Source organism: Pseudomonas sp. GW821-FHT03A09, from assembly GCF_059421065.1.
Map to the genome: position 1 here is coordinate 268,518 of NZ_JBWKUX010000005.1, position 18,699 is coordinate 287,216.

General features: G+C 59.5%; 16 protein-coding genes. 7 read left to right on the plus strand and 9 right to left on the minus strand.

The genetic code is table 11. The annotated features are described in order from the left end of the window. Nucleotides 1–88: 88 nt before the first annotated feature. Nucleotides 89–1,081 carry a hypothetical protein gene (locus AC07V4_RS11575; protein ID WP_492636218.1) on the minus strand — a complete coding sequence of 331 codons (993 nt, stop codon included), beginning with the start codon at nt 1,079–1,081 and terminating at the stop codon, nt 89–91. A 126-nt stretch (nt 1,082–1,207) separates the two neighbouring features. Between AC07V4_RS11575 and AC07V4_RS11580 the strand changes: the two genes are divergently transcribed. After that, nucleotides 1,208–2,056, plus strand: a complete 849-nt coding sequence (locus AC07V4_RS11580) for a LysR substrate-binding domain-containing protein (RefSeq protein WP_492636217.1) — start codon at nt 1,208–1,210, stop codon at nt 2,054–2,056. A gap of 67 nt (nt 2,057–2,123) precedes the next feature. Here AC07V4_RS11580 and mqo read toward each other — a convergent pair whose 3' ends face one another. Further along, the gene (gene mqo / locus AC07V4_RS11585; protein WP_492636216.1) at nt 2,124–3,770 is read right to left on the minus strand and encodes a malate dehydrogenase (quinone); all 1,647 of its coding nucleotides are present in this window, start codon (nt 3,768–3,770) and stop codon (nt 2,124–2,126) included. Nucleotides 3,771–4,048: 278 nt separating this feature from the next. Continuing rightward, nucleotides 4,049–4,624 carry a TetR/AcrR family transcriptional regulator gene (locus AC07V4_RS11590; protein ID WP_492636215.1) on the minus strand — a complete coding sequence of 192 codons (576 nt, stop codon included), beginning with the start codon at nt 4,622–4,624 and terminating at the stop codon, nt 4,049–4,051. A gap of 160 nt (nt 4,625–4,784) precedes the next feature. Here AC07V4_RS11590 and AC07V4_RS11595 point away from each other — a divergent pair, with 160 nt between their 5' ends. The 3 genes from AC07V4_RS11595 (at nt 4,785) to AC07V4_RS11605 (ending at nt 8,054) form a co-directional block, all read left to right on the plus strand. Further along, nucleotides 4,785–5,861 (plus strand): sugar phosphate isomerase/epimerase family protein, encoded by a 1,077-nt coding sequence (locus tag AC07V4_RS11595; RefSeq protein ID WP_492636214.1) that lies wholly within the window; start codon nt 4,785–4,787, stop codon nt 5,859–5,861. Further along, complete coding sequence (locus AC07V4_RS11600; RefSeq protein ID WP_492636213.1) at nt 5,858–6,748, plus strand: alpha/beta fold hydrolase; 891 nt, start codon at nt 5,858–5,860, stop codon at nt 6,746–6,748. The genes AC07V4_RS11595 and AC07V4_RS11600 overlap by 4 nt, the downstream gene beginning before the upstream one ends. A gap of 118 nt (nt 6,749–6,866) precedes the next feature. Continuing rightward, on the plus strand, nt 6,867–8,054 hold the full coding sequence (locus tag AC07V4_RS11605) for an MFS transporter (RefSeq protein ID WP_492636212.1): 1,188 nt from the start codon (nt 6,867–6,869) through the stop codon (nt 8,052–8,054). Nucleotides 8,055–8,149: 95 nt separating this feature from the next. Here AC07V4_RS11605 and AC07V4_RS11610 read toward each other — a convergent pair whose 3' ends face one another. Beyond that, nucleotides 8,150–8,371, minus strand: coding sequence for a hypothetical protein (locus tag AC07V4_RS11610; RefSeq protein WP_069075489.1), 222 nt, complete (start codon nt 8,369–8,371; stop codon nt 8,150–8,152). Between the two features lie 163 nt (nt 8,372–8,534). Then, nucleotides 8,535–9,089, minus strand: coding sequence for a TetR/AcrR family transcriptional regulator (locus tag AC07V4_RS11615; RefSeq protein ID WP_492636211.1), 555 nt, complete (start codon nt 9,087–9,089; stop codon nt 8,535–8,537). Nucleotides 9,090–9,217: 128 nt separating this feature from the next. Between AC07V4_RS11615 and AC07V4_RS11620 the strand changes: the two genes are divergently transcribed. Beyond that, nucleotides 9,218–9,865 (plus strand): DJ-1/PfpI family protein, encoded by a 648-nt coding sequence (locus tag AC07V4_RS11620; RefSeq protein ID WP_492636210.1) that lies wholly within the window; start codon nt 9,218–9,220, stop codon nt 9,863–9,865. 75 nt (nt 9,866–9,940) lie between these two features. Here AC07V4_RS11620 and soxR read toward each other — a convergent pair whose 3' ends face one another. After that, nucleotides 9,941–10,402 (minus strand): redox-sensitive transcriptional activator SoxR, encoded by a 462-nt coding sequence (gene soxR / locus AC07V4_RS11625; protein ID WP_492636209.1) that lies wholly within the window; start codon nt 10,400–10,402, stop codon nt 9,941–9,943. Between the two features lie 112 nt (nt 10,403–10,514). On the opposite strand from soxR, the gene AC07V4_RS11630 reads away from it, so the two are divergent. Then, nucleotides 10,515–12,008 (plus strand): MFS transporter, encoded by a 1,494-nt coding sequence (locus tag AC07V4_RS11630; RefSeq protein ID WP_492636208.1) that lies wholly within the window; start codon nt 10,515–10,517, stop codon nt 12,006–12,008. Between the two features lie 2 nt (nt 12,009–12,010). On the opposite strand, the gene AC07V4_RS11635 is transcribed toward AC07V4_RS11630, so the two are convergent. Then, complete coding sequence (locus tag AC07V4_RS11635) at nt 12,011–12,934, minus strand: LysR family transcriptional regulator (protein ID WP_492636207.1); 924 nt, start codon at nt 12,932–12,934, stop codon at nt 12,011–12,013. Between the two features lie 261 nt (nt 12,935–13,195). Between AC07V4_RS11635 and AC07V4_RS11640 the strand changes: the two genes are divergently transcribed. Continuing rightward, nucleotides 13,196–14,395 carry an MFS transporter gene (locus tag AC07V4_RS11640; protein WP_492636206.1) on the plus strand — a complete coding sequence of 400 codons (1,200 nt, stop codon included), beginning with the start codon at nt 13,196–13,198 and terminating at the stop codon, nt 14,393–14,395. Here the strand turns inward: AC07V4_RS11640 and AC07V4_RS11645 are convergent. Together AC07V4_RS11645 and AC07V4_RS11650 are read right to left on the minus strand one after the other, a co-directional pair. After that, nucleotides 14,381–17,494, minus strand: coding sequence for an efflux RND transporter permease subunit (locus tag AC07V4_RS11645; RefSeq protein ID WP_492636205.1), 3,114 nt, complete (start codon nt 17,492–17,494; stop codon nt 14,381–14,383). The two genes, AC07V4_RS11640 and AC07V4_RS11645, sit on opposite strands and share 15 nt — an antisense overlap. After that, nucleotides 17,491–18,690: an efflux RND transporter periplasmic adaptor subunit gene (locus tag AC07V4_RS11650; RefSeq protein ID WP_492636204.1), complete on the minus strand. Its 1,200-nt coding sequence runs from the start codon at nt 18,688–18,690 to the stop codon at nt 17,491–17,493. Before AC07V4_RS11650 ends, AC07V4_RS11645 begins: the two co-directional genes overlap by 4 nt. Nucleotides 18,691–18,699 lie beyond the last annotated feature (9 nt).

The following is an 18,699-nucleotide window of genomic DNA, read 5'->3' on the forward strand; positions in this document are numbered from 1 at the left end:
CAGTGACGCCTGCAAGGCTGACTTCAAGCGACCTATCCCCTGTGCGAATACCGGTAATTCACCTTGTCTTCTCATCGTGATCCCTCATTCAGTTGACGACACCGTGACCCGCGCAATACTCCGACAACTGATACAGAACGCTGCCGTCACCACTGCAATACTCGCCAATGACCCGACAGCCGCCGTAGTCCTGACGTACTCGAGTAAATTGCTCACGGGTGTATTTCAAGCAGACATTGGTCAACAAATGCCCTTGATCCGAACCACTGCTGACGGGCAGCAGCGTCGCGGCAACGCGGTAACGATCCCCGCCATGCTCAATGTCTAAAACGATGACCCGGTGGTTGCCGGTCTTCTCAAAACCGAGCTTTATTCCTATCAGGTCAGAAAAACGATGCATGCAGTCGTGCCGGTAAAACCGATAAATATGCTCATCGTTTCCCGGAAGGGACAACTGCATTTCGGATAAGACATAGGTCCTTTCACCGCCTATCTGACGGATGATCTGACCGATGGTGTCGGGCAGTTCGTTTCCTTCCTGAAAGCCCAGCATGGTGATCAATGTCACGTCCTGTCCGTGCTCGATATGGCTACGACACAACGTGCGAAAGTCAGTGGCGAGATAACGAAACCCCTGGGGAGTTGCCAACAACGGCTCGACGACTTGGCGCATCACACCGCGTGATGCTTGGTTGACATCAACCGCAGTGTAATGAAGAGGCTCTGTGCCGTGTTCAAGCAAGTAGTGAATGAGCGCAGACGTTTTGATCGGCTCAGGTCCCAACTCGACATAATGCAACTGCCCCTCCCCCACCAGATCAACCAGATCGTCCGCCACGCAACGCAGCAGCTCACTCAACCCGCCTTTGCCGCAAGGCGCGGCACAGAGGTCAACTCGATGCATACCCTCCAGGTTCAGCAAGGTCATCAGCTTGAGAATTTCCTCACTGAGCTGCTGGTCTTGATCGGCGAACCCGGAACACACAGCCGTGTATTTTTCGGCGTTTTCAATCGTCCAGATTTGTCCTTCCAGCCCATGGTTGTTTCTAAGTGACGACACCACCAATTCGTTGATATCCATATCCGCTCCCTTTTCTTATTGTCAGGTGCCCATCGCACGCGCTCACCTGTTTGACCGAAGCCTAGGCAGCGCGCATGATTTTGTATATTTGAATAATCTGCACCACTAATCCCCAAAAGTGGAACCATGACCAAACAGCTCAACATCGACCTATTGCGCACCTTCCATGCCGTCGCACGTTTTCGACGCTTCAACGAAGCGGCCAACCATGTTCACCGCAGCGCATCGACCGTCACTACGCAGATCCAGAAACTGGAGAGTTTGGTGGGCCAACGCCTGTTCAGCCGAAGCAATCAGGGCGTAGAGCTGACGATGTATGGCAAAAAATTGCTCGGCGAAACCACCGACTTTCTCAAGAGCCATGACCGGCTCCTGGCGTCATTGACGCCACAACGTATGCAGGGAAGGATCCGACTGGGCCTGCCCGACTCCTATGCGCCCGCATTTATGCGTGAATTTCTCCCACAACTCATCGCGGATAACCCACTGCTGGAACTGGAGGTGGAAGCCAGATCCAGTGGTGAACTGTTCACGATGTTCAGTCGCGAACAGATCGACTTGGCACTCATCGTGAGCGCCCAACCTTTGGAGCAAGGGGAACAGTTAGGCTCTATACAACCGGTGTGGGTAGTGTCCGAACAATTCGAAACGCCGGAGCAGACGCCGTTGCCGATTGCGGTGCAACTAACGGGTTGCCCTTATCGAGCCTCAGCGATGCGGGTGCTGAAGGAAAACGGCATCTACTATCGAATCTTGTTGGAAAGTGCCAGCTCAACCGCCGTAGAAACGGCAGTCAGCTGCGGGTTGGCCGTCGGTATGATCGAGGAAAGCCGGATCACTGCCGGATTGACTAGAGATATTCCGGGCATGCAGCTACCGGAACTGCCGCGCCACCACATTTACTTGTTATCCGATAGCGCAAACCACCTGGCGCTTCATCTGCATGAGCAACTGAAAAACGGCTTCACGCTCTGAACAACGCCCACTAAAAAGCCCGCTGACCGTCACCGGTTCAGCGGGCTTCTTTACATCAGGACTCGGCTTACAGCGCCAGGTCAGATGCAGGCTTGCTCGGCTCGGTCGCAGGCTTGGCAGCCTCGGTAGCCTGTGGAGCAGCCGCTTGTGGAATCACAGGCGGGGTAGGCAGTTGCAGGATGTTGGCGGTGTAGGCCCATTCCTTGGCAACGGCTTCAGGGCTGTCGTTCAGCTTGGTGCCGTAGCTCGGTACGATCTGGTGCAGCTTGGCCTGCCACTCAGGGGTCGCCACCTTGTCCTTGAACACTTTCTGCAGCACCGACAGCATGATCGGAGCCGCAGTGGATGCGCCTGGCGATGCACCCAACAGGCCTGCAATGCTGTTGTCGGCGGAGCTGACCACTTCGGTGCCGAGTTTCAGGACGCCGCCCTGCTCTTCGTCACGCTTGATGATCTGCACGCGCTGACCGGCTTGCCACAGGCGCCAGTCTTCTTTCTTGGCGTTCGGGAAGTACTCTTGCAGCGCCTTGAAGCGATCGTCATCCGACAGCATCAGTTGACCGGCAAGGTACTCGACCAGTGGGTATTCACGAATACCGACTTTGGTCATTGGCCAGATGTTGTGGGTGGTGGTGCTGGTCAGCAGGTCCAGGTACGAGCCTTCTTTCAGGAACTTGGTCGAGAAAGTCGCGAATGGGCCAAACAGGATCACGCGCTTGCCATCCAGCACGCGGGTGTCCAAGTGCGGAACCGACATCGGTGGCGCGCCAACCGAAGCTTTACCGTAGGCCTTGGCCAGGTGCTGCTCGGCCACGGCAGGGTTATCGGTCACGAGGAACGAACCGCCCACTGGGAAGCCCGCGTATTCCTGAGCTTCAGGAATGCCCGACTTTTGCAGCAAGTGCAGTGCACCGCCACCGGCGCCGATGAACACGAACTTGGCGTCGGTTTCGGTCTTGGTGCCGTCTTTCAGGTTTTTGTAGCTGACACGCCACGAACCGTCGGCGTTCTTGGTGATGTCCTGCACTTCGCTCGACAGTTTCAGGTCGAACTTCGGCGTGGTTTGCAGGTGAGCGACGAACTGGCGAGTGATTTCGCCGAAGTTCATGTCGGTACCCAGCGGGCTCCAGGTGGCCGCGATTTTCTGGTTCGGGTCACGCCCTTCCATCATCAGCGGAACCCATTTGGCGATCTGCGCCGGGTCTTCGGAGTACTGCATGCCGGCGAACAGCGGGCTCGCTTTCAGGGCTTCGTAGCGTTTCTTGAGGAACTTGATGTTGTCATCGCCCCACACAAAGCTCATGTGCGGTGTGGTGTTGATGAACGAACGCGGGTTCTTCAGCACGCCCTGCTGGACCTGCCAGGACCAGAACTGACGGGAGATCTGGAACGCTTCGTTGATCTCGACCGCTTTCGGGATCTCAACGTTGCCGTTCTTGTCTTCCGGGGTGTAGTTCAGCTCAGCCAGGGCCGAGTGACCGGTACCGGCATTGTTCCAGCCGTTGGAGCTTTCTTCGGCCACGCCATCAAGGCGCTCGACCATCTCCATCGACCAGCCCGGCTCCAGCTCGTTGAGCCAGACACCCAGGGTTGCACTCATGATGCCGCCGCCAATCAGCAGCACATCGACTTTCTTTGCCTCTTCCGCGTGAGCGGAGCTGATCCCCAGCGACAAAGCCAGCCCCAGCAGGGCAGTGTTTACTTTTTTAAACATCAGTAGCACCTATGATAAAACGCCATCCGCCCCACTGTCCCTGATCCCGAGCGACCCTCAATCACACTGCGCCAGGCAACGCACCGCGGGGTTCGCACATTCATCAGAAAACCGCAGGGTGGGCACACAAGGCCGACGTATCGACCTCACTGTTTATGTCCCTTCTGCGCTGACTTCTTATCATTATTGGCTTCAGCTACCTGGGCGACAGCCAATCGCTGGGACGTATACGGATGTACGTACCCAAGACAGACTAGACCAAGATGGCGCGCAGAATATCATGCTCCGACGGGATCGGGCGTCTGTTCTGGACTCGGCGGTTCTACGGGCAGCAGGCTAAGCGCCACGTCGACTGACTGGTGGAGCCGATCCGCAGGTACGCCGTCTCGCGCCTGGGTAGAGATACCGTGCAGGAACGTCGCGTAAAAATCGCCCAGGCCCTGCACATCAACCTCATCGCCAAGCTCTTGATTGACCTTGGCTTGCTGCAGCCTCGCAATAATCGAGTCAGTGCGCTGCCTGCGATGTTCACGCAGCCATTGTTGAACATCCGCACCGTCCGGGCTGGTGCTGCTCGCGGCACTCACTACCAAGCACCCGGTAGGGCGGCCGGGCTGCGTGTAGGTGGTGATGGCATCGTCAAGCATACGTTTGATGGCGCTTCTGACGCCCGGTTCAAGCAGAGCACGGCTCGCAAAACCGCCTTCGGCCTGTTCGTACAAAGCCACAGCTTCACGAAACAGCCCCTCTTTGCTGCCAAACGCGGCATAGATCCTCGCCGAGGCGATGCCTAAAGCGTCGACCAGCGCAGACATGCTGGTGCCTTCATAACCTTGCTCCCAGAACAGTCGCATGGCGCGCTCCAGTGCGGCTTCCCTATCAAATTCGCGCGGACGTCCGGCCATTGCTCGCTTACCTAGTGGTGTAATTCCATCACTTTAACGCATATCGAGTTGACGCTGACAAACCTGCCGACCTATTTTTTGTTGATCGACAAACAATAGGATGATTTCGATGCGTACGCTTAGAGGCCCCAGCCTGCACCTGGCACAATTCAGCCACAGCGAACCACCTTTCAATAGCCTGGATGCCGTCGCTCGGTGGGCCAAGGCCAAAGGATTCAAGGCGCTGCAAATTCCTGCCTGGGACAACCGCTTCTTCGACGTCGAACGGGCAGCCCGCAGCCAGAGCTACTGCGATGACATCAAAGGCACACTCGCCAGCCACGGCTTGCAGATCAGCGAACTGACCAGCCACATCTTCGGCCAACTGGTCGCCGTGCATCCTGCCTACGACGCCATGTGGGACGCCTCCATCCCGGAGCCTCTACGGGGCAATCCCCAGGCGCGCACGCAATGGGCGATTGAACGCATGCACATGAGCATCATTGCCTCGCAACGGCTGGGGCTTGAAGACCTGGGCACGTTTTCCGGCTCACTCGCCTGGCCCTATTTGTTCCCCTTCCCCCAACGCCCGGAAGGGCTGATTGATGCCGCGTTTGAGGAGTTAGCCCGACGTTGGCGACCGCTTCTGGACCTGGGCGAGCAGCACGGCGTAAACATCTGCTACGAAGTCCACCCCAGCGAAGACCTCCACGACGGCACCAGCTTCGAGCGCTTCTACGAGCGCGTCGGCCAGCATGCACGCTGCCGGATACTGTTCGACCCCAGCCATTTTGTCCTGCAACAGCTGGACTACCTGAGCTACCTGGACATTTACCAATCATTCATCCGCATGTTTCACGTCAAGGATGCCGAGTTCAACCCCACCGGCCGCCAAGGCATCTACGGCGGTTATAGCGCCTGGGCCGACCGCGCCGGACGCTTCCGCTCGCTTGGGGATGGCCAGGTCGACTTCAAAGGCATCTTCTCCAAACTGGCCCAATATGATTACCCCGGCTGGGCCACGCTGGAGTGGGAGTGCTGCCTGAAAAACCAGGAAGACGGCGCGCGCGAAGGCGTGGACTTCATCAACCGCCACATTATCGGCGTCACTGACCGCATCTTCGACGACTTCGCCGGCGCGCCGGTCGACCTACAACAGATCCAGGCCATGCTCGGCCTTACTCAACCGCTTGAGGCACGCCCATGAACGCAGCGACGGCTACATCTCTGAGCACCGACGACACCTTCACCCACCATTACGTAAGAGTTGATGGCAAAAAGCTTCACTGCGTGATGGCGGGCAGTGGCGAACCGGTGTTGCTGATACCGGGCTGGCCACAAACCTGGTATGCCTTCCGGCACGTCATGTCCGCCTTGGCTGCCCAGGGTTACCAGGCCATTGCCGTCGATCCGCCAGGGCTCGGTAACTCGGACCGACCGGAACACGGTTACGACACCGGCAATATTGCCGACGTACTGCACCGCGCCTTGCAGGCGCTTGATATCACGCGTTATCACCTCGTCGGGCACGATGTAGGAATGTGGGTGGGCTACGCGCTGGCGAGTGACCAGCCACAGGTTGTGCGCACACTCACCCTGACCGAAGCCGTAATCCCCGGCCTTGCACCACCACCGCCCATATTCGTCGCACCGGAACAGAACATCTTTCTCTGGCACTTTCTGTTCAACCAAGTCCAGGACCTGCCCGAGGCGCTGATCACCGGGCGCGAAGAAACCTACTTGAACTTCATGTTTGATCGCTGGGCCTTCCACCGCGACGCCGTTGCCTCTGAGGTCTACATTCGTGCCTACTCATCCCCGGGCGGCCTGCGCGCAGGGTTTGACTACTACCGTGCGATTCCCGAAACCATCCGGCAAAACCATGGCCGGGCAACCCGCCAATTGCAGATGCCGGTACTGGCTATCGGCGCCGAGCACGCCACCAACGATGCCCCGCTGGTGACGCTGGAGGCGCGCGCGGTGAATTTACGCGGAGCGATCATTAAGGACTGCGGGCATTTTGTGATGGAAGAGGCGCCGGAAGCGTTTTGCCGGCATTTGCTCGACTTTTTGATGGAGAACCCAGCGCCGTGAACGGCTAGGGACGCTTGAGTGGAACTCTCGCGCAAAAGGCTGTTCTAGACACCCTCGCCGCTGCTTGCGTAGCATCGGCGACTCTCCTTCGTGCGATCCATCCTAACTAGAGTTCCCCATGACTATCCAGCAAACACCCGGGCACGTGCTGCCCGCGCGCAGCGCCGCCAAAATGGAAGCTGCCATGGCCGTGGGCGCTTTCGCGATCGGCACCGGCGAATTTGCCATCATGGGTTTGATGCCCGACATCGCGCAGAACCTGAACCTAAGTGAACCCCAGGTCGGCCACGCCATCAGCGCCTATGCCTTGGGTGTAATGGTTGGCGCCCCGCTGCTGGCCATCCTCGGCGCCAAGTTGCTGCGCAAGCACATGCTGCTGTTGTTGATGGGCCTGTATGCCCTGGGAAACCTTGCCACCGCCTTTACCCCGACCTTCGGCTCGCTGGTGGCCTTCCGCTTCATCAGCGGCCTGCCCCACGGCGCCTACTTCGGGATTGCAGCAGTGGTCGCCTCCAGCATGGTGCCCAACGACAAACGCGCCGGCGCCGTGGCGCGCGTGATGATGGGCCTGACCCTGGCCATGTTGCTCGGCAACCCCATCGCCACCTTTCTCGGCCAGCACCTGGGCTGGCGCTCGGCGTTTGCTCTGGTCAGCGTGATTGCCCTGTGCACCATCGCCCTGGTCTGGCAATTTGTGCCCCATCGCCGCGACGAACAACGCAGCGACCCACGCAAGGAGATGCGCGCGTTCACCAAACCCCAGGTGTGGATGGCACTGTCCATCGGCGCGATTGGTTTTGCCGGGATGTTTTGCGTGTTCAGCTACCTGGCACCAACCATGCTGGAGGTGACCAAAGTGTCGCCACAGTGGATTCCGTTTGGCCTGGCGGCGTTTGGTGTGGGCGGCATCATCGGTAACATCGCGGGCGGCAAGCTGTTTGATCGCATGCAGTTCCGGGCGGTGGGCTTGATATTAGTGTGGTCGATGGCGGTGCTGCTGTTCTTCCCCTTCGCGGCGGCGTCGCTGTGGAGCGTGCTGCTGAGCATGGGTTTGGTCGGCACCATGGTGGCGCTGGCTGCACCGCTGCAGATCCGCCTGATGGACATCGCCCATGAAGCACCAAGCTTGGCGGCAGCGTCCAACCATGCGGCGTTCAACTTGGCGAACGCGCTGGGGCCTTGGTTTGGCGGGATGGCGATTACCGCTGGGTATGGCTGGACCAGCACCGGCTACATCGGTGCAGCGACAGCACTGGTCGGCCTGGGCATCTACCTCATCGCCCGCCGCATGAAAGGCGGCCACTGATATTTTTCAGGCCACCACAACCCCAATTGTGGGAGCGGGCCTGCCCGCGATAGCGGTGGGCCAGTCAATCAATAAATGACTGCCCCACCACCCCATCAATCATCATGCAACAACCCCGAACCATACTCTCCATAACTACTCCCCAGCCCACTGCCGCCAAAATTCATCTTGGCGGCCTTGCTCGGACTATGGTCGCCAAACGCCTGGCATCCCCCGGAAAAACAAGGATCACTGCTCACGCCCGACGAACCCGACGAACAAGCGCCCAACAGCAACGTGCCAGCAATCATCACGACTTTCACGAGGTTCGAGATCATGTTTTCAGTTCCCTATGGACTGGAGGCACGGAGGTCCTCTCTTGATGAGGATCGTAGACCTCAAAGGTGCAGGGAATGATGAAACTTTGCGGGATGACAGGATGGGTTCAGGTTGCCGCCTTGGGGTAAGGCGGCAGAGTTGGGTGTCAGGCGGTGGCGATGCTTAGCGTCGCCACGGTGGAAGCCCCCCTTCGAAAAGCGAGAACGCTCGCTGCAGAAAACGGTTGAAGCGCGCTGCATCACGTCGCAGCCCTGCCTGTTGCCCACCGATCAGGCACAAATGGGCCACCTGGCCAATGACTTCCGCTTCACCTGGCCCGTGGCCCCATCGACGACACACCCGTATCGCGAAGGCCAGTCGTGTTGCGTCGACACGCTGCTGGAACTCGGCTACCAATGGGTCCTGCAGCGCCCAGGCTCGGATGGAAACTTCCCGTCCAGGTTGCTTCTCGGCAGCAATACTCAAGTAGCGCTTCAAGGTTTCGCCTGCGCTACGGCCCTGCACTGCGTGGGCAAGCATCCGCTCCGTGTACTCTTCTTCCCAAGCGGCCAGCAAGGTTCGGACAAAGTCTTCGCGATTGCGGAAGTGGTGATAGAACGATCCGCGGGTCACATTCAATCGGCGCGCCAGACTCTCGGCCGAAACCTCGGTATGCCCTACTTGGTCGAGGGCATCGAATCCCGCCGCGACCCAATGGTTACGCGTTAGTGTTCTCACGAGTTGCTTCGCTCACGTTCAATGGCGCCATACAGACTGTGTATGGTGCAAAACCGATTGATACCCTGCAAACACCAGCAAAGACAGGCGTTGCGCTTTGCACGCCAGTACTTCTCATGGAGTTTGCCTTGAAGACAATCGCTCTGGTCGCTTTCGACCAATTCACCGACATCGACCTATTCCTGATGTGGGATATTTTAGGCCGCAACACCGAGGAATGGCACGTCCGAATACTGGGTTCCAGCGCTATCGTGCATTCGGCGCACGGCCTGCCTGTTCCGGTGCACGGCCCGCTTTCCGAGGCCAACAGTGCCGACGCGGTACTGTTCGTCAGCGGCAGAGAGGGAATACCCGCCGCACTGGCCGCTCCAGATTTCCTGCCGTCGTTTGAACTTGACCCCACACGCCAGCGAATCGGCTCCATCTGCGCGGGAGCCTTCATTCTCGAACGGCTTGGCCTGCTGCTCAGCGGCCGGGCGACTACTCACCCAGACGCACGACCGCGCCTGCTGGCGCTAGGGCTGGAGCCCGTGGACCAGCCTCTGGTATGGCAGGGAAACGTTGCAACCGCTGGCGGATGCCTTGCGGCGCTCTATCTGGTGGGATGGCTGGTTGAGTCCTGGTTCGATGTCGATAAGCGCCGCGCGACGCTGCTCCCTGTTCTGCCAGCTGGGCAGCAGGATCTCTATGACGCCTTGATTGGGCTCAGCATCAGCCAAGGAGAAGTTGGCCCTCACGTTTTGAAAACCCAAGACCACCCAGCTTTCGTGGGCTGAGTGGTCTTGTTACAACACGGTCAAGCCAGGCATCAAGCGTGGACATTGACGGTGAATAAAACGCAGAAGACTCACTCAATCTGTCGGCATGATGCCGTCCTCGATCAAGACGGCACCGGTCCCGAGCCGACTCAAACGATCTCTTGGATTGCGAAGCGGGCATTCGTCCATGGAAAGACACCCACAGCCGATACAGCCATCGAGCTGATCGCGAAGTTGAGTAAGGCTGCGGATCCGTTCACTCAGCATATCCCTCCAAACGGTGGAGAGGTGCGTCCAATCTTTTGCCGTTAACGGACGCCCGGATGGGAGCTGATCCAGCGCGGCCTTGATGGTCGCCAAAGGAATACCTGCGCGCTGTGCGACCTTGATGACGGCAATCCGGCGAAGAACCTCCCGGGCATAACGACGCTGATTGCCCGCGCTCCTTTGACCTTGAATGAGGCCTTTGGCCTCATAAAAGTGGACTGTCGCAACAGTGACGCCGCATCGGCGGGCTAGCTCTCCTACCGAAAGTGGCAAGTGCACATCGATCATGGATTCCAAACGCCTCTTGACCTCATCTTTACATGAGGTTTTATAAGGGATGTCGGTTTGCCTTCGCAAGCCTCGCTCGCAGCCGCGTGTGTAATCTTGAAATGGAGCCGACATGAATAAACATAACGCCTCATCTGATCAGCAATCCGTACCAGAAGTGAGGGCGCCTCTGGGTGGCCATTCTTCAAATGCAGGCTGGACCGCCCTGCTGTCGGGTTCGAATGGCGTGCGCTCGCTAGCACTGGCGGGAGGCGTCGTCCTCCATGCGATCAACGTCTACCTTGCGACCACGATTCTACCGTCGGTGGTCAGGGACATTGGCGGCATCGACTATTACGCCTGGAACACCACGCTGTTCGTCGCGGCCTCCATCCTCGGCTCGGCACTGTCCGCGAGGTTGTTAATCGGCGCTGGGCCACGCGGCGCATACATCCTCGCCACGCTGGTGTTTGCGAGCGGCTCCCTCATATGTGCGTTTGCCCCGTCAATGCCCGCAATGCTGGCCGGCCGCCTTATTCAGGGGCTGGGCGGCGGTTTTCTATTCGCCCTCTCCTACGCCATGATCCGGCTGGTTTTCAATGAAGCCTTGTGGTCGCGCGCGATGGCGTTGGTCTCCGGCATGTGGGGAGTTGCAACGCTGATCGGTCCTGCGGTCGGCGGCATCTTCGCTGAACTCGGTGTATGGCGAGCGGCTTTTTGGGCGCTGATCCCCATCGCAACGCTGTTCGCCCTGTTGGCTGCGGTCGTCTTGCCCAAACGCAGCGCTGAAAAATCGCAACGCTCACCGCTTCCACTCACACAGCTCGTGTTTCTGACGTCGGCAGTTCTTGCCGTTTCCGCTGGCAGCGTCTCGCCAATCATCTTCTGGAACATCGCGGGCCTTGCCGCCGCCGTCATCCTGACGGCCCTGCTGATAGCGACGGAAAGCCGCGCCCGCCACAGGCTGCTACCAGCCGGTGCATTCAGAATCACGTCAGCACTGGGAGCGCTGTATGCAACGATGTCGCTGCTTGCAGTCGCCGTGACCAGTGGCGAGATATTCGTGCCACTGTTCCTCCAAGTTCTTCACCATCAATCCCCACTCTTCGCCGGCTATCTCGCAGCGCTCATGGCTGCCGGATGGACGCTTGGGTCAATCGCAAGTTCTGGGGCGAGCGGCAAAGGCATCAGGCGCGCGATCCTTGCCGGCCCGATCCTTGGATTGGCTGGCATGCTCGCGCTTGCCGTGTTGATTCGAACCGAAAGTGCGGGTGGCTGGCTGACGGTCACGCCGATCTGCCTGGCACTCGTCGCAATCGGCTTGGGCGTGGGGCTGGCTTGGCCACATCTGCTGACCCGTGTATTTCAGGTCGCACCGGCTGGCGAGCAGGACCTTGCGGCTGCATCCATCACGACCGTGCAGTTGTTCGCCACCGCGCTCGGCGCTGCTCTCGCGGGAATGGTGGCAAACCTTGCTGGCCTCACTGATCCCGGAGGCATCGCCGGCATGGCGAGCGCTGCGGGCTGGTTGTTTGGGGTGTTCGCGCTCGCGCCCATCTTGGCCGTTGTGACTGCCCTGCGTGTGACCCGATTTCACTCGAAAACCGAGAAAGTTCTCCAGGATTAACGCTACCCAGGATGATCATCCCAAGGCGCTTTGCGCCATTGTTCTGCCAGGAAGTCCACGAATGCACTGATCCGGCGTGGCATCGGATCACGCTGGGCACGTACCACCTGAATCGGTGTCGCGGGTTCTGCCCACTCGGGCAGGACGCGCACCAGAACGCCACTGCGCAGTTCATCGGCGACGTCCCACGTCTCGCGCAGCGAGATCCCCATCCCGGCCACACTCCAGGCTCGCAAGGCATCACCATTGTCGCTGCGCAGATCGCCCACGACCTCCACCGACTCAACGCTGTCACCCATACTGCGCTTGAGCGTCCAACGGTTCTGCCGCAGGCCAGGGTAAGCAAACAACAGGCATTGATGGCGGGACAGCTCGCGCGGATGCAAGGGGGTGCCGACGCGCTGTAAATAGGTGGGCGACGCCACAAGGATCCGCTGGCTGTCCGCCAGCTTGCGGCTGACCAGTCGGGAGTCGGCGAGTTGGCCAACGCGCACAGCCAGGTCGATATCACCCTCGTAGAGATCAATCACATGGTCGCTCAGCTGCAAATGAAAGCCGAGTTGGGGATGCCGCTCGCGGAAGGCCGCGATCACGGGTGCCAGATAACGCCCCCCTAGAGGCACCGGCGCTGTCACGCGCAACAAGCCAGTCAACGTCTGCGCGCCCTGTCGGGCGACGTCGACAGCCTCGTCAAGCAGGGCCAAAGCCGGCCACGCACGCTCTGCGACAGCACGGCCCTCGTCAGTGATACGCAGATGCCGCGTGTTGCGCTCGAAGACTCGCGCACCCAGCGCCTGCTCCAGCCTGGCGATCTGTTTGCTGACGGTGGCCGGGGCTAAATCCAGCGCCCGAGCGGCGGATGAGAAGCTCCCGCACTCGACGACCTTCAGAAAGATCGCGAGATCATCAAGATTACGCAATGCCATGACTTGATCCATTTCGCCACAAGTGTTTGGCCAACTTACTCGTTTCTGGAAACAAATGGGATGCTCAGAATGGGCGCTCATCAACTTAATACCAATCAGTTAAGAAAATCTGCCGCGACCAGACTCTTGTAGTGAGCGGGCAAGCCCGCTCACTACAAATGATACGTTCGACATACCACCGCTTAACTGACTGGCATTAGGCTCATCAACTTGCCTTTCTGCGTCGGCTATCCGCGAGCAGCTGCGCCCTGGAGTTTCCTGATGCCCGTCGTTATTTACATTTTTACGCTTTGCGCCTTCGCCATCGGTTTTACCGAGTTCATCAGTATCGGTCTCGCTTCGACGCTAGCGACGGATCTACATACCAGTGTGTCCCAGGCGGGTCTGGCCGTGACCTACTACGCGCTCGGCGTCGTGATCGGCGCCCCGGTGTTGACCGCATTCGCGACCCGCTGGCCACGCAAGAGACTGTTACTGATCGCCATGTTGGCGTTCACCGTGGGCAACCTGCTGGCCGCGTTCGCGACACACCTACCACAGCTGCTAGCGGCCCGCTTGCTGTCGGGGCTGGCACATGGGGTGTTCTTCGCGGTGGCTTCAAGCGTGGCGACACGACTGGTGACGCCAAAGCGTTCCGGTGCGGCGCTGGCCCTGGTGTTCAGCGGTGTCACGGTTGCGATGGCCCTGGGTGTGCCGGCGGGCACTTGGCTCGGCAGCGTATTGCCATGGCAGTGGATCTTCGCCTTGATAGCGGGGTGTGGACTCATCGGTGCGCTGGGGCTGGCCAGGTGGATGCCGTCCGGGGCGGGCGACCTGAAAACGACGGGCGCGGGCTGGCGGCAGTTGCCGGTGCTGTTCGACCGACGCTTGCTCGCCGGGGCCAGTTTGCCGTTGCTGTCCTACAGTGGTTCGTTCGCGCTCTATACCTTCATCACGCCGCTGCTTCTACAGGTCACCCACACCGACATTCGAGGTGCGAGCATGATGCTGTTGGCCTATGGAATTGGCGCAGCAGTCGGCAATGTCATGGGTGGACGAATGACCGATCGCCTGGGCATGGATCGTGCTTCCCTTTGGCTGTTGGTCGGCATTGCGCTGGTGCTGGCAATGATCGGCTTAGGCCAGCGGAGTTTTCCTGCGATGCTGCTGCTAGTCATGGCGCTGGGCCTGACAACCTACGGCGCCATCCCGCCCCTGCAGTCGCGCATCCTGGGATTGGCTCAGCGGCACCGACCACAAGCGCTGGACATTGCCTCGGGCCTGAACATCGCCGCGTTCAACGGCGGTGTAGTCATAGGTTCGATGTTGGGCGCGACCGCACTGACGCGTTGGGGGCTGCCAAGCCTGGCCTGGATTGGGTTCGGTGCTACGGTACTGGCGGTGCTTGTGTTGCTGTGGCAGATCGGCTTACCTGCCATGCGATTCGACTCAACGGCCATTCGGCCATCATCCCACCAGTGAGTTCCCCTCCTTTCGATCCTGCTCGGTGACCGAGGTCAATCGCCCTAACTTGCGCGCGAGATACCCGCGCAAATCGTCCATATAGGTGAACACCACCGGCACGAAAACCAGACTCAGGACGGTAGACGTGATCAAACCTCCGATCACAGCAATCGCCATGGGCGCCCGAAAACCACTGTCGGCACCGCTGCTGAGTACCGCGGGCACCATGCCCGCGGCCATGGCGATGGTCGTCATGATGATCGGCCGCGCACGCTCTGCTCCCGAACGCAGAAGTGCGTCTCGGCGCGAAACCCCTTCCCTGCGTTTTTCATTGGCAAACTCAACCAGAAGAATTGAGTTCTTCGTGACGATGCCCATCAACATCAAGATGCCGATCATCGCGGGAAGGTCGAGTGCTGCCCCATAGAGCAGCAAGCCCGCAATGGCACCACCAATGGACAGAGGCAGCGCGACCAGGATCGTGATGGGCTGAAGGAAGTCCTTGAACAGCAACACGAGAACGGCATACACCATCAAGATGCCAAACCCCATGGCCACACCAAACTTGTCGAACATCTCGTTCATGTACTCGGCGTCACCATATTCAACACGGCGTACGCCGTCAGGCAACGCTTGCAGTACGGGTAAGGCATTAATACTGTCGAGGGCATTGCCCAGGGTGGCGCCAGCACTCAGGTCCGCATCGACCGATACCCGTCGAAGACGGTCAAAACGCTCGATGCGGGCGGGCCCATCTGCAAAACCGAGGGTAGCGACGGCATGCAGCGGAACGCTGTTGCCGTCGTCGGTGGGAATGCTCAGGTTTCGAAGCGTATCCAGATCACCGCGTGAGCGCTCATCCAGGGCGACCCGAATGGGTATCTGTCGGTCCGTCAGATTGAATCGCGCAGAACCAGCATTGACTTCACCGAGTGTGGTGACACGCAGGACGTTGCCGATACTGGACGCAGAGACACCCGCCAGTGCTGCCTCGTGCACACGCGGCTGAATCAGTAATTCCGGGCGCGCAAGCGGCTCGTTAACCTGAACGTTGGCAATACCTGCGACACCTCGCATTTGTCGCTGAAGTTCATTTGCGGTCTCTGACAGTGTTGCGGGGTCCGCACTCAGCAGGATAATGGAAACGTCGCGTCCATCGCTTCCGCCCTGGAATGTGAAACGTATGTCATCGAACTGATTAAGATCTTGCAGCAGCGATTGCTCGAAGCCTTTTTGATCCAGTTCGCGCTCACTCGGGGGCTTGAGGCGGACCAACAGCATACCTTTGGTGACATCGTTGGCGCCCGCAGCATCCTGGCCTCCCGACAACGTGAACACGGCGCTCACTTCCTGGCGCTGGGCGATCTGGTTACCGGCTTCTCGCAGCTTCTCGTCGATCTGAGCCAGTGGCGTGCCCGGTGTCATCGCAACGTTGACTTGCGTAAGGCTGAGGTCGCTGACGGGCAGGAACCCCGTGGGAAGCAAAGGAATCAAGAGCAGCGAGCTGATGAGAAACGCGCCCCCGATACCCAGCGCTTTGCGGCGATGGCGAAGCGACCAATCCAACACACTCAGGTAACGCCCCATGAGCTTGCCTGGTTGGCCGTGGCTGCCATGCCCATCTGAACCCACTTCGGGCTTAGGCTGCATCAGATAGGCTGCAAGCAGCGGCGTTGCCAACCGTGCGACCAGCATAGAGGCCAGCACGGCGACGGAAACCGTGACGCCGAACTGCGTGAAGTAGCGCCCGATGTAGCCACCAATGAAACTGACCGGCAGAAACACGGCCACAATGGTCGCGGTGATCGCAATGACAGCGAAGCCGATCGCATCGGAGGCATCAATCGCCGCACGGAACGGGCGCTTGCCCATGCCCAGGTGGCGTTCGATGTTCTCGATTTCGACAATCGCGTCGTCCACCAGAATGCCTATCACCAGGGTCAAGGCCAATAAGGTGATGCTGTTCAGGGTGTAGCCCAGCAATGACATGGCGGCAAATGTCGGCAGGATCGACAACGGAAGCGCAATGGACGCGACCAGGGTGGCGCGCCAGTTGCGCAGGAAGAAGAACACCACGAGGACGGTCAAGCCCGCACCTTCCAACAACGTCATCATGGACATTTTGTAGCTGGAGCGGGTGTAGTCCACCGTGGAGGCGAACTGCTGGATCTTGAGATCGCCATAACGGTGTTGGAGGTCGGCGATGGTGTCCTCGACCCCCTTCGCAACCACCGTGTCACTGGACCCCTTGGCGCGGTAGACGGCAAACCCTACGACTTCCCGATCATTCAAGCGAGCAAGCTCCCGACTCTCGCTACTGGCATCGCGCACAGTCGCCAGGTCGGCCAACGTGGCCCACCGCCCACCCGGAAGGGCAATCGGGCGAGCCGCGAGCGCTTCTACGCTAACGGCGCTCCCCAAGGTGCGGATGGCTTGTTCGCGGCCATAGAGGACGATACGTCCACCGGGCACATCCACATTGCTTTGCACCAATTGAGTGTTGACTTGCTCGGCACTGATACCGAGTGCGGTCAGCCGATCAGGCTTGAGTTCAATACGGATCTCACGATTCACCCCGCCCATACGTTGCACACGTTGTACACCGGGCGTCGCAAGCAAGGCTCGGCTGACGGTGTCATCCACGAACCACGACAGTTCTACGGTATTGCGCTCAGCGGAATCGACGGCGTAATAAAGGATCGCACCACCTTCTATATCCACCCGTGAAACGCGTGGTTCAAGCACTGACTGCGGCAACTCTGCACGCGCCTCGGTGACAACTTCACGCACATCATTCGTTGCGCGGTCGGGATCAACGCCGAGTTGAAACTCAACCGTGGTCAGCGAGGTGCCATCGCTCAGCGTTGAACTCATGTGCCGGATACCGGCGAGCCCGGCGATAGCGTTTTCCACACGACGAGTGACAGCGTTTTCCAATTCGCTCGATGCCGCTCCCGGGAGGGTGACAGCGACGGTAACGACGGGAAAGTCCACCCGTGGATTCGCGTTGATGGGCAGACGCAAGAAAGCGCTGATGCCGACGACAGCCAGCAGGAAGAACAGCACCAATGTAGGGATGGGCCGCCGAATCGCCCAGGATGAAATCTGGAAGCTCATGGCGCCTCCTGCGTCAGAGGGGCATCTGCGGTGGAGGCGATGACGACATCACCTTCGCGCACAAAAGCAGATGCATTCGCTACGACACGCTCGCCAGCTTGCAAACCCGAGGTGATCTCCAGCAAGTCGACACTGCGCCGACCGGTTGCCACTTCCTGCCGGGCGACGATCCCCTGCTCATTGACTCGCATCACGAAAGCCCGACTGGCATCAATGATAGAAAATGCCCGCACCGGTAGCGTCACGTCGAGCTTGCGCCGCGCAAGGCCTAGCGTCGCCCGGGCATAGGTGCCGGTGCGAAGCAAAGGCGAATAGTCCAACGCAACGCGTACACGGCCGAGTCTGGATCGCGCATCAACCTTGGGGTCCACCCGTCGAACCGTGCCCTCCATGGGGGAAGAGATCCCGGCAACCTGGACGCGAAGCGTTTGCCCTGGCGCGATGTCGATCAGATCGGTTTCCGCCACCTCCCCGTCGAATTCGATGAGCCCCTCTCTAATCAGCCGGAACATGGGTTCACTCCCACTCAACGCACCGGTACGTGCCACACGCTCCACGATGACACCCGCAAAGGGTGCCCGGATATCAGCCTTGCTCCGCTGGTGGCGAGCGTCGGCCAGTTGCGCGAGTACTTGGTCAACTTCCGCACGTGCCGCACGCAGGCTGGCCGCTGCCGAGTCCGCCTGGGCGCGACGCTCGTCGACCTGCTGCTCACTGACCGTCCCACTTCCCCCCAGCGGCTCGATACGCTTGAAAGTGGCGTGTGCTTCTACGGTGACAGCCTCCTGATGGCCGACTGCCGCACGCGCACGTGCCAATGCCGCTTGCGCCTGGCGAACCTGCGCGTCCAGCCCTTGTGTTTCCAGTCGCGCCAGTAACTGTCCAGCCTCGACGCTGTCGCCCTCCTCCACGCTCACCTCCGTCACGCGCTGTTCCGGTACAGAGGAACTGATCGCGATTTCCTCGCGGGCAACCAGTGTTCCATTCATCTGTACAGTGCGATCAAACATCGCCGGGCCGGCCGTGACAGTGCTGACACGCAGTGGTGGTGCTACGGGGGCTACAGGCTTGCTGACAGGCCAAAGCAACCACGCCCCCATGCTGACCAGCAGCAGGAAGATGCATGTCCAACGCTTAAGGTTGCAGGGTTTTGGCGCACCAGGAATAGAGGGAGCAGGATTCATCGGAGTTTTCATTGAGGTAGT

What these genes read in the sequence shown, in the direction of transcription:
- AC07V4_RS11575 (WP_492636218.1), bottom strand. Translation starts at nt 1,081, where the DNA reads ATGGATATCAACGAATTGGTGGTGTCGTCACTTAGAAACAACCATGGG.
- AC07V4_RS11580 (WP_492636217.1), top strand. Translation starts at nt 1,208, where the DNA reads ATGACCAAACAGCTCAACATCGACCTATTGCGCACCTTCCATGCCGTC.
- mqo (WP_492636216.1), bottom strand. Translation starts at nt 3,770, where the DNA reads ATGTTTAAAAAAGTAAACACTGCCCTGCTGGGGCTGGCTTTGTCGCTG.
- AC07V4_RS11590 (WP_492636215.1), bottom strand. Translation starts at nt 4,624, where the DNA reads ATGCGACTGTTCTGGGAGCAAGGTTATGAAGGCACCAGCATGTCTGCG.
- AC07V4_RS11595 (WP_492636214.1), top strand. Translation starts at nt 4,785, where the DNA reads ATGCGTACGCTTAGAGGCCCCAGCCTGCACCTGGCACAATTCAGCCAC.
- AC07V4_RS11600 (WP_492636213.1), top strand. Translation starts at nt 5,858, where the DNA reads ATGAACGCAGCGACGGCTACATCTCTGAGCACCGACGACACCTTCACC.
- AC07V4_RS11605 (WP_492636212.1), top strand. Translation starts at nt 6,867, where the DNA reads ATGACTATCCAGCAAACACCCGGGCACGTGCTGCCCGCGCGCAGCGCC.
- AC07V4_RS11610 (WP_069075489.1), bottom strand. Translation starts at nt 8,371, where the DNA reads ATGATCTCGAACCTCGTGAAAGTCGTGATGATTGCTGGCACGTTGCTG.
- soxR (WP_492636209.1), bottom strand. Translation starts at nt 10,402, where the DNA reads ATGATCGATGTGCACTTGCCACTTTCGGTAGGAGAGCTAGCCCGCCGA.
- AC07V4_RS11630 (WP_492636208.1), top strand. Translation starts at nt 10,515, where the DNA reads ATGAATAAACATAACGCCTCATCTGATCAGCAATCCGTACCAGAAGTG.
- AC07V4_RS11635 (WP_492636207.1), bottom strand. Translation starts at nt 12,934, where the DNA reads ATGGCATTGCGTAATCTTGATGATCTCGCGATCTTTCTGAAGGTCGTC.
- AC07V4_RS11640 (WP_492636206.1), top strand. Translation starts at nt 13,196, where the DNA reads ATGCCCGTCGTTATTTACATTTTTACGCTTTGCGCCTTCGCCATCGGT.
- AC07V4_RS11645 (WP_492636205.1), bottom strand. Translation starts at nt 17,494, where the DNA reads ATGAGCTTCCAGATTTCATCCTGGGCGATTCGGCGGCCCATCCCTACA.
- AC07V4_RS11650 (WP_492636204.1), bottom strand. Translation starts at nt 18,690, where the DNA reads ATGAAAACTCCGATGAATCCTGCTCCCTCTATTCCTGGTGCGCCAAAA.